Source organism: Paenibacillus glycanilyticus, assembly GCF_051200795.1.
In the GTDB taxonomy this organism is placed as follows: Bacteria; Bacillota; Bacilli; order Paenibacillales; family Paenibacillaceae; genus Pristimantibacillus; species Pristimantibacillus glycanilyticus.
Map to the genome: position 1 here is coordinate 3,581,797 of NZ_CP195155.1, position 13,550 is coordinate 3,595,346.

The 13,550-nt window shown below is 49.7% G+C and carries 11 protein-coding genes; 2 read left to right on the top strand and 9 right to left on the bottom strand.

Annotated elements, in window-relative coordinates; translation table 11 throughout:
• Positions 1-17 precede the first annotated feature (17 nt).
• The 5 genes from ACR9FF_RS16525 to ACR9FF_RS16545 all read right to left on the bottom strand — a co-directional run bounded on the left by ACR9FF_RS16525 (position 18) and on the right by ACR9FF_RS16545 (position 7,688).
• The gene (locus tag ACR9FF_RS16525) at positions 18-1,343 is read right to left on the bottom strand and encodes a 5'-deoxyadenosine deaminase (RefSeq protein WP_435163100.1); all 1,326 of its coding nucleotides are present in this window, start codon (positions 1,341-1,343) and stop codon (positions 18-20) included.
• Positions 1,344-1,388: 45 nt separating this feature from the next.
• Positions 1,389-2,975 carry a PucR family transcriptional regulator gene (locus tag ACR9FF_RS16530; RefSeq protein ID WP_435163102.1) on the bottom strand — a complete coding sequence of 529 codons (1,587 nt, stop codon included), beginning with the start codon at positions 2,973-2,975 and terminating at the stop codon, positions 1,389-1,391.
• A 256-nt stretch (positions 2,976-3,231) separates the two neighbouring features.
• Positions 3,232-5,193 carry a stalk domain-containing protein gene (locus ACR9FF_RS16535; protein WP_201008953.1) on the bottom strand — a complete coding sequence of 654 codons (1,962 nt, stop codon included), beginning with the start codon at positions 5,191-5,193 and terminating at the stop codon, positions 3,232-3,234.
• An 81-nt stretch (positions 5,194-5,274) separates the two neighbouring features.
• On the bottom strand, positions 5,275-6,249 hold the full coding sequence (locus tag ACR9FF_RS16540; RefSeq protein WP_435163104.1) for a serine hydrolase domain-containing protein: 975 nt from the start codon (positions 6,247-6,249) through the stop codon (positions 5,275-5,277).
• A 23-nt stretch (positions 6,250-6,272) separates the two neighbouring features.
• Positions 6,273-7,688, bottom strand: coding sequence for an MDR family MFS transporter (locus ACR9FF_RS16545; RefSeq protein ID WP_435163106.1), 1,416 nt, complete (start codon positions 7,686-7,688; stop codon positions 6,273-6,275).
• A gap of 207 nt (positions 7,689-7,895) precedes the next feature.
• Between ACR9FF_RS16545 and ACR9FF_RS16550 the strand changes: the two genes are divergently transcribed.
• Positions 7,896-8,522 (top strand): DedA family protein, encoded by a 627-nt coding sequence (locus ACR9FF_RS16550; protein WP_127495155.1) that lies wholly within the window; start codon positions 7,896-7,898, stop codon positions 8,520-8,522.
• Positions 8,523-8,845: 323 nt separating this feature from the next.
• On the opposite strand, the gene ACR9FF_RS16555 is transcribed toward ACR9FF_RS16550, so the two are convergent.
• Positions 8,846-9,124 (bottom strand): hypothetical protein, encoded by a 279-nt coding sequence (locus ACR9FF_RS16555; protein WP_127495156.1) that lies wholly within the window; start codon positions 9,122-9,124, stop codon positions 8,846-8,848.
• 218 nt (positions 9,125-9,342) lie between these two features.
• Between ACR9FF_RS16555 and ACR9FF_RS16560 the strand changes: the two genes are divergently transcribed.
• Positions 9,343-10,755, top strand: a complete 1,413-nt coding sequence (locus tag ACR9FF_RS16560; RefSeq protein WP_127495157.1) for a hypothetical protein — start codon at positions 9,343-9,345, stop codon at positions 10,753-10,755.
• A gap of 57 nt (positions 10,756-10,812) precedes the next feature.
• Here ACR9FF_RS16560 and bacA read toward each other — a convergent pair whose 3' ends face one another.
• The 3 genes from bacA to ACR9FF_RS16575 form a co-directional block, all read right to left on the bottom strand.
• Positions 10,813-11,601, bottom strand: a complete 789-nt coding sequence (gene bacA, locus ACR9FF_RS16565; protein WP_127495158.1) for an undecaprenyl-diphosphate phosphatase — start codon at positions 11,599-11,601, stop codon at positions 10,813-10,815.
• A 150-nt stretch (positions 11,602-11,751) separates the two neighbouring features.
• Positions 11,752-13,050, bottom strand: coding sequence for a hemolysin family protein (locus tag ACR9FF_RS16570; protein ID WP_127495159.1), 1,299 nt, complete (start codon positions 13,048-13,050; stop codon positions 11,752-11,754).
• 127 nt (positions 13,051-13,177) lie between these two features.
• Positions 13,178-13,537 carry a Lin0512 family protein gene (locus ACR9FF_RS16575; protein ID WP_127495160.1) on the bottom strand — a complete coding sequence of 120 codons (360 nt, stop codon included), beginning with the start codon at positions 13,535-13,537 and terminating at the stop codon, positions 13,178-13,180.
• Positions 13,538-13,550: the final 13 nt, after the last annotated feature.

Here is a 13,550-nt window from a genome sequence, read left to right on the forward strand (position 1 = left end):
CGTATAGTTTTGCAAAATTAGAGTCTTGCCAACAGCTCCTTCAACGTTCGGTCTGCCTCGCGCAACACGAGCGGCTTATCAACCGTCTTCATGATTCTGTTCTCCATTACGAGCTGCCCGTCAATCATCACGGTATCGACATCGCCGCGCGTAGCCGCGTAGACCACTCTGGAATACCAGTCCGCATCAAATGAAGGATAGACATGGAAGTCCTCCAGATCAAGCAGCTGCAGATCAGCAAGCTTGCCAACCTCGATGCTGCCGATTTTCTCCTCCAGCCCGAGAACGTGAGCTCCACCCATGGTCGCCATGCGAAGCACGGTCTTTGCGTTCATGACGGTTGGACCATGCTGTACCTTCTGGATAAAAGCCGTAAGCCGCATCTCCTGGAACATATCCAGATTGTTATTGCAAGGCGCTCCGTCCGCGCCGATGCCGATATCGATCCCTTCCCGCAGCAATTCGGGAACCTGCGCCACACCGGATGCAAGCTTCAGGTTTGAGCCCGGGCAGTGCGTAACCTTTACGCCCCGTTCCTTGATAATCCGCTTTTCCTCTTCATCCAGCCAAATGCTGTGCGCCAGAATAAGATTCGGACGGGCAAGACCGATATGATCCAGATAAATCACGTTTCGCATGCCGCGTTCGGATTCGACGATCGAGATCTCTTCCCTGTTTTCCGACGCATGGGTATGTACCTTTACGCCGTATTGCGCGGATAAATCCCTTACGCCAATAAGAAGCTCTTCCGTACAGGAAACAACGAACCGCGGGCAAAAAGCGTATTCGATCCGTCCGCCGGCAGCTCCGTGCCACTTCTCCAGCAGCTCCACGCTTTCCTTCAGAGACTGCTCCGTCTTCTCCTGGAGCGGAAGCGGAACCTCCGTTCCGTAATCCATCATCACCTTGCCGGAGAAGGCTCGAATCCCACTCTCGAGAATCGCCTGGAACGCGGACTCCGTATGATTAACGGTCTCCATATCAAGAATGGTCGTTGTGCCGCTTCTAATCAGTTCACCAATCCCCAACAGGGCCGAATAATAGACCGATTCTTCATTATGCGCGGCTTCAAGGGGCCAGATCCGCTGTCTCAGCCAGTCAATCAGCTCCAGATCATCCGCTCTTCCGCGGAATAGAGTCTGGCACAGGTGAATGTGCGTTTGAATGAAGCCGGGCAGCAGCACCTTGCCTCCGGCATCGATGACGCGGTCAACCTCATTTTCCTGAATATTCGGACCAATCTGAGCGATCTTGTTGTCTTTTACAAGCACATCGCCAATTAAAATATCATCTGATGCATTCATCGTCATAATGACGGCATTTCGGATCAAAGTCGAACTCATATGTTCCGCTCCTTTGTTGTAGCACAGTGGATTGATAATAGCTGATTATGATTGTTCGTTAATTAACAGCTTGCGGAACAAGAACGCGATTTTGAGCCTGAGAAGATCATTCATTTTCTTGAAGTCCACCCCTAATATTTCGCTCAGCTTCTCGATCCGGTAAGTTGCCGTGTTGCGGTGAATATACAGCTTCTTCGCTGTTTCGTTTAACTGACCATCCTGCTCCAAATAGGTCTCTAGCGTGCGAAGCATTTCACTTGCGTAATCCGGGTCCTTGTTTACAAGTCCGCCCAGCCAGCGGTTGCAGAAGGCCTCCATCCGGTCCTTCGATACATGCTCGAACACGATCGCCAAATCCATTGTATCAAAGGAAGTAATAGATTGCCCGACTCCCCATTCGGTAGCAAGCCTTTGGGTCTGCCTGCACTCGTCAAAAGCTTCGTAAAGCTGATCTGCCCGTTTTTTCCGGCAGCTGACCGCCGCCCGGGGACTCTCGCCGCACTCCCGCTGAATAGATGCAAAGCATGCGTTTAACGCGGACATAAGACTACCTTCCGCTTGCCCATCAGGCTCGGGAAAAACGGATAAAAGCCCTTCTTCCATTACAATATGCATGCCTTTCCATTCTTGAAGTTTCGCGTGGCTTAAAAAATCCGATTTCAGCTTCTCGAGCTTCTCGGACCGTTGCAGCGCGGAAACATGAGCAATATCGCTGAGTACGCAGACATATTGGCTTTGGAAAACCTCGAGCTCCCAGCGATCCGCATATTCGACAACCTTATCGATCGGCAATCCGTTTCTCAGGTAGCGTTTGATCAGTACGCCAAAATCCTTTTGCACGGACAACTCGAAATAATCCTCGTAATTAAAATTCATTTGATAGGATAATAGCTCCGCCGCTTGCAAATAGAGACTTTCTTCAATAGTTGAGAGAAATAGCTGCGGGTTAAAAAACAGAACAAATCCCGTACAGCGGGATTGCTTCATAAGCGGAATTCGGAAAGCCTGCCACTGCTTGCTCTTCATCCATTTCTGCTGCTGCGGCCATGGCCAGCTGCCGGTTAATTCCGTATCAGCCACCTGAGAGCTGTTGTATACGATCTGTCCCCTTGAGCCAACAATCGCCATCGGGAATCCGATAATATCCGCTACCGCATCAAACAATTCGTTAATATGATCCGTCTTGAGAGCCATCCGCATCAGCCGGACCTGCTTGTCGAAAATATCCTGCAGCACGCCGGTATTGCGCCTGAGCTCTTCCTTGAACAAGCCGCTCATCTGATCGGAGAACGTGAATTGATAAGGAAGCTCTATAAGAGGAAACCCCAGTTCATTGGCGAAAGCAATCAACTGTTCGGGGATCGCGTCCCAGAATCGGCCTAGCTTGATCCCAAGGCCCGACGAGCCGCGCTGGTTCAACTTAACTAGCAGCTCCGTCGCATCCTGAGGATGGTCCTTGATCAGGTAGGCGGTCGTAAACAACATTTCCCCTTCCTTGATCCAGTCGGTAATATCCGGAGCATCCATCACATTGACGGATCTCACGATCCGATTGCGCCCTGCCGTTCCGGCAACCAGTTTCCCTTCCGATAAAGGAAAAACGTTCAGCGCCTGTTCCACTGTCAAATGCATAGCGCGCACCTCCGATCACCTTGTAAACACATTTATCGTGTCATTTTATATAACATCATAAATCAGAGATTTCCTTTTATCAATAGTTATGTAAATATAATTAACCATATAAACTCTTAATCTAGTCATTCAAACTCTATATCATCTTATATTCTGGCTTCACTCTTTTAAATCTAACATATATATAACGCATCAGAACGCAAAAAATGCCGATAAAAGCAAATTTGCTCTTATCGGCATTTTTTCTTACTTTCAATTATTGTTTAACTTCCGGCAATGGCAGGAACAGAAGGTTGATCGGCAGGTTGCTGCCGGATGCCGGCGTAAATACGATCGATACCGATTCTTCGGTATCTCCCGTCCGGTAAAGGACGCCTGCTTCGTTCGCATTGCTCAGAATGGTCGTATTTGTTGCGTAGACCAGCTTATTGTTGATCAAGAACGCGCCGCCGTAATGACCGCCGCGCGGATTCAAGGCAATAAGCGTGTGCGGTTTTACATGCCACAGATTCAGAACGTACAATGCTCCGTTGTTGCCGTCATTGGACATCGCGTCCCCTGTCAATACATCGAAACCGGACAAGCGGGTATCCACTACTTTGTCGGCCAGGATCATGCGCGAAGGAACATCGCCAATGGTCTGCAGAACGTTAATGCTGCGGTTCGCTTGTTCGAAAGTACCGCGTACGTGTTTGCCGTCGCGCGGCAGGATCGGAAGCTGCGGAAGCGCCTGCAGCACGTCTTTGCTTGCGTCTACCACGATCACGCTGAATTTGATTGGCGCGGAAGTGGTTACATCCGCATACAGCGTAATGACGCGGCCGTTCACGACTTCTTTGCTGCTTAACGGGCTAAGTACAACACGGCTTTGTCCCGCGGGAATGGTGGTTACCGTTCCAACCGGGTTAACGGTTCTCGACAGCAGGTAGTTCGCCGTAGCGGCTTTGCCTGCCTGGGTTACGTAAGGAGCCGGACCGCCAAGACCGATACGCTCATCGGTTACGGTAGCCGCCGTGGAGTTTTCATTGGTTGCTACGATATAAACCTTAACCGGATTAGGACGGTTATTCTGATTGTGGATCAAGAAACGGACATTGCCGTTTGCGGTATCCTGGTAGTAAATCCCCTCGTCGTTAATCATCTCGGGGCTGTTGCTTCGGATAAACGTTTGCTGACCGTTCGAGACAACGGTGTAAGGCTGCGTAGGAAGCTTAAGTACGCTTGCGCCGTCAATCGTGAATTTCTCGCCTTGATCCGTGTATAGCTGGTCGAACTCCTGCTTCGTATACAGCGTATCATTCGTAATCGTAACCGTCTGGGAGAATTCGCTTGTAAGGCCATGCGCATCCGTTACCTTCAACGTTACCGTCTGTTCGCCTGGTTCGAAGAAAGCCTTAGCGTTATTAACCCACTCGCGTTTAGTAATCTTGTTCTCGTCATCGGTGCTGATATCATTGTATTGAATAAGTTCGCCCATTTTGTAATAGGACTTGTCCGTTGCAAAACGCGCTTCCGGAGGAAGATTCGGCGGAAGTACGTTAATTGTCACCGAATACGGATCGCTCCAGACACCGTTTGCATCTTGAACCCATTTGGTTACCGTATAAGATCCTGCTGCCTCGAATACGGTTTGTTTGCCTTCCCAACGCTCGTTAACGATGGCGGCACCGCTTGGCGAATACGACATATCGCCATAGGTCACTTCGGTTTGGCCGGCATATACAACGCCGGATGCAATGTTAAACTTGGCTACCGGCTTAGTTGTCCAAGTCAAGACAATCTTCTTCTGTGCCGGAATCGTAGACAATGTCATTCCGAACGGCTGAAGCACCGAGCGGAGCGGGATCATCAGGCTTCCGTTTTGTACAAAAGGCGCGCCCGTAAACGTTGCGCGAGTACCATTTACCGTATAGGAGGATTTGCCCGCCGCATAACGGAGTTCGTTTGTTGCGCTGCGAAGGACATATTCCTTCTTGTTCGCATCGTACAGCACGGATCCCCCGAGTCTGCCTGCGATGGCAGTAGCGGAAATATAAGTCGTGCCTTTCAATTCGGTAAGCGGCTGAGCAGCCATGTAAAGCTTGCCGTTATGGTACATTTGCTTTGTTTTCTGAAGAAGAATTAATTGATTCTGACCGTTGGAAGCGCCTTGCGCCGCTATAGGTATAGCAAACAGCATCAATGCGGCAAGGACAACTAAGCTGACTTTCTTAAACATTGGATTCTCCTTTTCTCTTTGGGATGGTTTGAACAGACATAGATTAAACGCATCCCAGAGCAAAAGGTTGCACCAAACCGCCTACTTTTTTAAGGCTCCCGCAATATGTTCAAAGATAAGATTGCGAGATTTGACCGCTTCGTTTCGTCCCGCCAGTGCTTTTCGCAGCACAATAACCAGTCGTTCTTCAGGCGCAACAAGCAAATATTGACCGCCGTGCCCAAACGCGAAATAGCAGTCAAACACTCCGTTATGCTCGGCTGGCGACTGCCACCAGTGGTACCCGTAAGCCCCGTAAATCGGCGGTTCATAGTGAAGAAGTCCTCTATGGTGCCGTTTTGTCGACTCCTGTACCCATGAAGCTGGAATCAGCCGCTCGCCGAACCAATCGCCTTCTCTTAAATGCAAAAGTCCCAGCTTTGCCAAGTCTCTTCCGAATAATTGAAGACCGGTGCCTCCTTCATTAATCCCTTTATGCGAGGTCCATTTCGCTTGGAGGAAGCCCATTGGCCGGAAGAGCCGGCTTGTGGCGTAGTCAAGCGCGCTTTGTCCCGTAGCTGCCGTCAGAATAGCGGATAAAAGATGGGAGCCGCCCGAATTGTAGAGATAGGCGTTACCCGGTTCGCTTATCATGGGTCTCTCAAGTACAAACCGGATAGGGTCAGGAGCTTTTTTCATCGCTTTATAAGGCTTATCGAAGTCCGGCCAGTCCCAACCGGAGGTCATGGTCAGCAAATGCTTGATTCGAATGGAGGAGTCTGCCGCTCCTTCGAAATAATCCGAAACAGGCTGGTCTACGCTATGGATATGACCATCCTCGATGGCAACTCCGATAAGCGCGGACAACACGCTTTTGGTACAGGATAAGAGCGGCCCAACCGAATCTTCGCCCTTCGCATGCCACTCCCAGGCTATCGCGTCATCTCGCATAATAATGACGGAAGTCATTTTCCATGGCTCCAGCCATTCCTTCATCCGTTCCAGCTTCGATTCATCCAGACCTGCAACGGATGGCTCAACGATACGTAAATAAGGATCATCGATTAAAGTTGTCATGCCATTCATCAGCCTTTCTGGTTCTAGGAGGATGCATCCGCAGCATCCGGTGCGGCATGGCTGTCTTCTGTGCCGGCTTTTGGCAGCATAAACATAGACAGCAGCGCCACGACCGACATGACGCCCAGGATCATAAAGATCCGGTGAAGGCTATGCTCCAGCTTAAGCGCATCAATCGCTTCCGTATTCCCGGTGTTAAGGAGCAGTCCAAACATGGCTATCCCCACCGTCTGTCCAAGCGTGCGGATGAAGTTGTTGCTCCCCACCGCCGCTCCGCGCAGCTCCCAGCTGACAGCCGAGGTTACCGCAACGGTAAAGCTTGTTAACGATAAGCCGAATGACAAGCCGGATAAGCATGTATAAACCATAAACAGCACGATGGAGGTGTGGGCGTTCATAAGCATGAAGCCGGCGCTTCCGGCTATGAGAAAGAGCGAGCCCGTTACCGCGATGCGGCGCATGCCATACTTGGCAATAAAATTACCGGCTAGAATAGCTCCAAGCGGCCAACCTATGGACAGCGGGATCATAGCCATGCCGGAGTATGTCGCGCTTTCGCCAAGTACGCCTTGAATCCACAGCGGAAGATAAAAGATCGCAACCACGTTGATTACGCATATTAAAAAGCTGATTGCGTTCACCGCGCTTATCGTCCGGATTTTAAAAATCTGCAGCGGAATGATCGGCTCGCGCGACCGCTTTTCAATATAGTAGAACAATGTCAGCAGGATCACCGCGGATGCCAGAAGCAGGATGATTTCGGTTACGGATTGAGAGGCATCCGGCTCACGGAGAATCGTCAGTGCGTACAGGAAAGCGAACATCCCTGCCGCAAAAGAAGCGATACCGGGATAATCAATATGCCGATTCTGCTTCACGGACACTTCTTTCATCGACACCATCAGAAGCACAAGCGCGACGATGCCGAACGGAAGATTCATATAAAAGATGGCCCGCCAGGACACGTAGTCAACAAGCAAGCCGCCGGCTAGAGGTCCCGTGATGCCGGCGATGCCCCAAATGCTCGACATCCAGCCCTGGACTTTAGCCCGTTGCTCGAAAGGGTATAAGTCGCCGATAATGGTGTAAGGAATCGTGGTCAACGCCCCCGCTCCAAGCCCTTGAACCGCCCGGAAAGCAATCAGCTGCGGCATGGAGGCGGCAAGTCCGGACAGCATGGAGCCCAGAAGGAAAATACCCGCTCCGGCGATAAACATTTTTTTGCGACCGAAGAGATCGGATAGTTTGCCGTATATCGGAGTCGTGATCACCGTGGCAAGCAGATAAATCGAGATAATCCAGCTGTATTGCTGGATCCCGTGCAATTCACTGGTAATGCTCGGCATAGCCGTACTTACGATGGTTCCTTCTATGGCCGCAAGGAAGGTCGCAACATACAAGGCAACGGTTACGGTACGTCTATTGGTTGTCGTACTCATTATTTCTCCTTTCCGTACGTCTTATGACTTGGTAAAAATGCGAAACACTCTATTATGATACTTGTTCATGGAAAAGAGCAATGCTTTTTGCGGTTTTTGGCAAAGAACACAACCATTTCGACCTATCGGAAAGCCTTGTTTTATGTTAGCTTTATAAAAGCGCCTTTTTAATCAAATACGTTGATGATGTAAGGGATGAATAAACAAATGGGATATGATTATTTAGTATCCGTCATTGATCAGTTCGGCTACGTCTCGCTTTTTCTGGTACTGTGCCTTGGCTTAATCGGGCTTCCCGTTCCGAACGAAGTTGTCGTTATGACGGGCGGCGCGTTTGTTGCTTCGGGTCTGTTAAGTCCCGTGCCGGCTTATCTGATGGTATTCCTTGGAATATGCTCGGCGATGACTTTTAATTACTCGATCGGCCGGTTTGCGGGCAGTAAAGTGTTCGACTGGTTCATGAGAAAAAAGAACATGGATAAATTCATACATCAAGCTCAAAACATGAGCGAAAAGTACGGCGGCTTTGCGCTAAGCATCGGCCTTATTCTTCCCGTGCTGCGGCATGTGATGCCGTTTGTCGGGGGAACCAACAAGATGACTTTTAGACGTTTTGCGTTATTTGCCTATCCAAGCGCGTTTGTATGGACGCTTATCTATTTTATCCTTGGTACGTTCGTCGGCGACCGGGTGCAAGCAATTGGCGACTCGATTGCCGATAACGGCATGATTGTCGTCTACGCCCTGATTGCCGTTGCGGCAGGCGCGGCAGCCTGGCTTTACATTCGCAATCGCACGGCGAAGAAGAACGATAAGGCCGAGCGGCCGATGTGAGAATACCTTTAATCGAAGCAATTCGATGATGAAGGACCGCTTTTAGAGGTTCGTATTATCGCCAAATAAAATTTCTAGTTCCAACTATGATGGAACATATAAATTTTATTGTGGAGTTGAAATCTTTATCGAAGTAATTCGAAGATGAGCGACCGCGGTTAGCGGTAGATTTAATCGCCAATTAGAATTTATGTTTCCTAAAAGATTGGAAGCGAGAAATTCTAATGTGGAGAAAATCTTTATCGAATTCATTCGATGATGAGCGACCGCAATAAATGCGAAAAACCTCCGGAACCCTATATTTAGGGAAGCCGGAGGTTTTTTTATTTGAACTTCGGATCCAATTTTTCTTCCGCCGCGTTCACCAGGTAATCAAACAGCTCGTCATCCTCCTCGAGCATATCCTCTACCGCCAGCAGTTGGTCCTCGTCGCCCGATTCGTGAAGGAAAAATAGGCCGTACCCCCACTCCGTTCTTTTCCGGCTGTGAATGGTCATTTCGTATTGATTGGGCTGGCCGGTCATTTCGAATTGTATGCGGCCAACATAGCCTTCTTCCTTCGTATAAGTCATCGACGCATCCAAAATTTTAACGTTATCCATCTGTTCTATACTTCCTTCCGATCATTCAAGTTTGCGATTGAAATGGTTAAAAAAGCCTGTCCTCTAATTGTATACGGTTTGCCGCATTCGTCAACAAATGTTCACGGCGTTTAAGCACATTCTCATGGATGCCGTGATGAACGCCTATGGGCAGCCCTGCATACTGTACATTACGGCAGCGGTTACCGAAGCCGTGTATCCCATGAGAGGGTGATTTTATGGCCATTGATTTAGTGGCGCTGCATTGGGTGTATCTCGTCTTTATCGTCGCCATTATCGGCTTTATGGTGATGCGCAGAGATACGTCGCTCATTTGCATCGTTGGCATCTTTGTGCTTGGCCTACTGGCAACCGAATCGTTGAGCGACTCGGTCAGCGGTGTATTTAACAGCTTTATTTATGCCATTAAAGAACTAATGGGCACTATCCTCATTATATCCATAATTGTCGCAATGAGCCGGGTATTGATCCGGACTGGCATAAATGAAGTGATGATCTCCCCATTCGCCCGCTTCCTGCGGACGCCTACCCTTGCCTTTTGGGGAATCGGCTTAATCATGATGGTCACTTCGTGGTTTTTCTGGCCATCCCCTGCCGTAGCTTTGATCGGTGCCGTGCTGCTGCCTGTTGCGCTAAGAGTGGGTCTTCCCGCATTAGGGGCCGCGATGGCAATGAACTTGTTCGGCCACGGCATTGCGTTGTCCGGCGACTACATCATTCAAGGCGCCCCAAAACTGACGGCCGACGCGGCCGGCTTGCCGGTTAGCGATGTTATGGAGGCAAGTATTCCGCTTGTTATCGTAATGGGGCTCGTTACGACGGTTACGGCTTTCTGGATGATGCGCCGCGATATGAAGACCGGGAAATGGAACGATGGCATCATCTCCAAAGTGGAGGGCGATAAAGAGCTAACCGGCGAAGATGATCTTGCTTTCAAAAACGTGCTGTCCCACGGTACCAAGCTGACGCTTGCCATTCTGATTCCGTTGCTGTTTGCCGCAGACGTAGTGGCCATGTTTATGCTGGACCTGCAAGGCGGCGATGCGACCGCGCTTGTCGGCGGTACCGCGATCTTTATCCTGCTCATCATCACTATGCTCGCTCATAAGAACAAAGGCTTGGAGAAAACGACGAATTATCTGATTGAAGGCTTCTTGTTCGGCTTTAAAGTGTTCGGCCCCGTCATTCCGATCGCGGCCTTCTTCTATCTGGGGGATTCCGGCTTTACCGCCATCTTCGGAGATACGCTTCCTGCCGGCTCTCAAGGCATCGTCAACGACCTTGGCGTTGCCCTAGCGAACAATGTACCCGTGAATGGCGAGGTAGGCTCCGTTACGTTGACGCTGGTAGGCGCCGTTACCGGCCTTGACGGATCCGGCTTCTCGGGTATATCGCTGGCGGGTTCCATTGCCCATCTGTTCGGAGGAGCAATCGGCTCCGGCGTAGCCACCTTGACCGCTCTGGGTCAGGTCGCAGCGATCTGGGTAGGCGGCGGTACCCTTGTACCGTGGGCGCTTATCCCCGCTGCAGCCATTTGCGGCGTAAGCCCATTCGAGCTGGCACGACGTAATCTAAAGCCCGTTATTATCGGACTTTGCGTGACTACGGTTGTAGCCATGTTTCTGGTCTAACACTAAAAAAGGATGATCCCGTTGGCTTAATAGCCATGAGGATCATCCTTTTGTTGTTTACAGAATAATAAATGCAAATACGATTGCAAGAGCAAAGCGGTAGTACGCGAACCACGACAAGCTAAGGCGCTTGATCAGGTTCAGGAACGTCACAATCGCGATCATCGCAACGATAAACGCAGCAACGAAACCGATAATAAACAGCGGGGCGTCCGATGCCGTTAAGAACTCGCGGCTTTTGATCAAGTCAATGCCGCTGGCACCCGCCATAATCGGCACCGATACCATAAACGTAAATTCGGCTGCCGCCTTTTGGCTTGCGCCAAAGAACATGCCGCCGGAGATCGTCGAGCCGGAACGCGAGAAGCCTGGCCACAAGGCGAGAACCTGGAACATACCAATTGCGAAAGCTTGCTTGTATGTAATGTCATCCAGTTCTTCCGCAGTAACTTTCTTTTTCAATCGGTCTGCTACGATCATCAGGATACCGCCTGCTACGAGACCGACAAGCACCGTTGCGGAGCTGAATAAATAATCTTTGATAACATCATGAAACAATACTCCAATTACTCCGGCGGGAATCATGGCAAGCACAAAGTGAATGGCGTTAACGCCCGATCCTTTTCTGAAATCGAATTTCAGCAAGCCCAAAAACTTTCTCCAGTACAACACGAGGACGGCAAGTACGGCGCCTAATTGGATAACAACCTCAAAGACCTTTGCCCGGTCATCCTGAAAGTTTAACAACTCTGCTGTCAGAATCAAGTGGCCTGTTGAAGAGACAGGCAAAAATTCCGTAAGCCCTTCAATGATGCCCATAATAATGGCATTAAATAAATCTCCCAAATGTAGTCCTCCATCTCCTAAATTTTCTTTCGCTTATTTTTCTGAGTTAACCAACCTTATTATCATAGCACAAGGTGGAGACAAGCGAAAGCAACCAACGTTTTAGGAGAAAAGCCGCATTCCTGCTATTCGAATACGGCTCGTTAGTCCTTATTCATTAACGAGGTTAACGATATTGACGATGATTTCAATCTTGCGGATGCGATGCCGTTCTTTCTCGCGGATAATAAAAGTCAGCTCTTCGTAATCCTGAGGCACCCCGACCTGCAAATCAGGATATTGATTAAACAACCAGCCTCCGATCGAGTCCACGTCATGGCTTTCCAGATGGGATCCAAGCGCTTCATTAACTTCGCTGATTAATGCTTTGCCGTCTATTATAAAACGATTCGGCTCGATGGCATCGATTTCCTTCACCTCGTCGGCGTCAAATTCGTCGCGGATCTCGCCGACAATTTCCTCGAGAATATCCTCAATGGTGATCAATCCCGAGGTCCCGCCGTATTCGTCAAGCAGAATAGCGATATGCACCCGCTCCTGCTGCATTTTTCGGAGAAGCTTCTTGATTGGCATCACTTCCGGAACCGACATAACCGGCTGCAGAAGCGAGGCAACATCGGTCTCGTCGTTGCCGAAGTACTGCATGAAGAACTGCTTCGTATTAATGATGCCTATAATATTGTCCTTGCTTCCTTTCGCAACCGGGAACCGTGTATATTGCTCGCGCCGGATAATCGAGATATTATCCACTTTGGAGTTCTCGATAAACAAACAAACCATATCGGTACGCGGCACCATGATTTCCCTTGCCAGACGTTCGTCGAATTCAAATATCCGGTTCACATAGCTGAGCTCGCTTTGATTAATTTTGCCGTTCTCGAAGCTCTCCGACATGATGCTTTTGATCTCTTCCTCCGAATGAGCTTCATGCTCGCCCGTCGGCTTGAAGCCCATCAATCGGACGATACTGTTGGCAGAGCCGTTAAGCAGCCAGATAAAAGGGAACATCACTTTATAAAAAACGATGATAATCGGAGCAGCGGTTAAGCTGATTTGCTCCGGCTTAATGATTGCAACCGTCTTTGGCGCAAGCTCGCCAAGCACGACGTGAAGATAGGTCACCACTGCGAAGGATATAATAAAGGACAGCACGTTAACCAGATTTCCGCCGATATGCAAGCTGTGAAACAGCGGATCCAGCAGATCATGAACGGTAGGTTCGCCAAGCCAGCCCAAACCCAGCGCAGTAATCGTGATGCCCAGCTGACAGGCGGACAAATAACTGTCCAAATGCGTAATTACATTTTGCACCGCGGTCCCATTTCGGACACCTTCCGCGACCATTTGGTTCACCCTGCTGGGGCGGAGACGGACAACTGCGAATTCTGTTGCTACGAAGAATGCAGAACAAAACAGCAGCACCGCAAACAAGATCAGTTTCAGAAGCATAAGCGTCTCTCCTCGGCACTGTTCGTAATTATATGTATTTTACCCTCCTTGGCCGCTCATGAATCCTGAAAAAATAAACCGTATCCGGATCAGCGAGATCCGAATACGGTTTAACTAGCGCTTCTTATTAATATCCAACTTCCACCGACGCGTTAACGATGTAGATCAGATCGTTTTTGTCATCCTTGTCCGGCAGTACAACTCCGCTTGTCGTCATCATTCCGCCATCCATAATTTCCACCGTAACCTGGCCGTATGGCAATACAGCCTTCACTTGCTCTACGTCAAGAAGCTCCTTGTCGCAAGGCACAGCCAGCTTGACATGAACCTTCATGTTGTCCAGCGTCCCGCCTGGCAGGACCGAGCGCAGTCCGGGCATCGAATTATGATGGATCGCGTTCTGGACCGCTCTAACCGCAGCTTTCGTTACGTTCTGGCCGTGCAGATCGCAGCCCATTCCGATCTCGATAAAAAATAATTTGTCCATTGAATTCCCCTCC

Bases quoted from the DNA above. Each gene is read 5' to 3' on its own strand.
- ACR9FF_RS16540 (WP_435163104.1), bottom strand. From the start codon at position 6,249: ATGACAACTTTAATCGATGATCCTTATTTACGTATCGTTGAGCCATCC.
- ACR9FF_RS16550 (WP_127495155.1), top strand. From the start codon at position 7,896: ATGGGATATGATTATTTAGTATCCGTCATTGATCAGTTCGGCTACGTC.
- ACR9FF_RS16525 (WP_435163100.1), bottom strand. From the start codon at position 1,343: ATGAGTTCGACTTTGATCCGAAATGCCGTCATTATGACGATGAATGCA.
- ACR9FF_RS16545 (WP_435163106.1), bottom strand. From the start codon at position 7,688: ATGAGTACGACAACCAATAGACGTACCGTAACCGTTGCCTTGTATGTT.
- ACR9FF_RS16535 (WP_201008953.1), bottom strand. From the start codon at position 5,193: ATGTTTAAGAAAGTCAGCTTAGTTGTCCTTGCCGCATTGATGCTGTTT.
- ACR9FF_RS16570 (WP_127495159.1), bottom strand. From the start codon at position 13,050: ATGCTTCTGAAACTGATCTTGTTTGCGGTGCTGCTGTTTTGTTCTGCA.
- ACR9FF_RS16575 (WP_127495160.1), bottom strand. From the start codon at position 13,537: ATGGACAAATTATTTTTTATCGAGATCGGAATGGGCTGCGATCTGCAC.
- ACR9FF_RS16560 (WP_127495157.1), top strand. From the start codon at position 9,343: ATGGCCATTGATTTAGTGGCGCTGCATTGGGTGTATCTCGTCTTTATC.
- ACR9FF_RS16555 (WP_127495156.1), bottom strand. From the start codon at position 9,124: ATGGATAACGTTAAAATTTTGGATGCGTCGATGACTTATACGAAGGAA.
- ACR9FF_RS16530 (WP_435163102.1), bottom strand. From the start codon at position 2,975: ATGCATTTGACAGTGGAACAGGCGCTGAACGTTTTTCCTTTATCGGAA.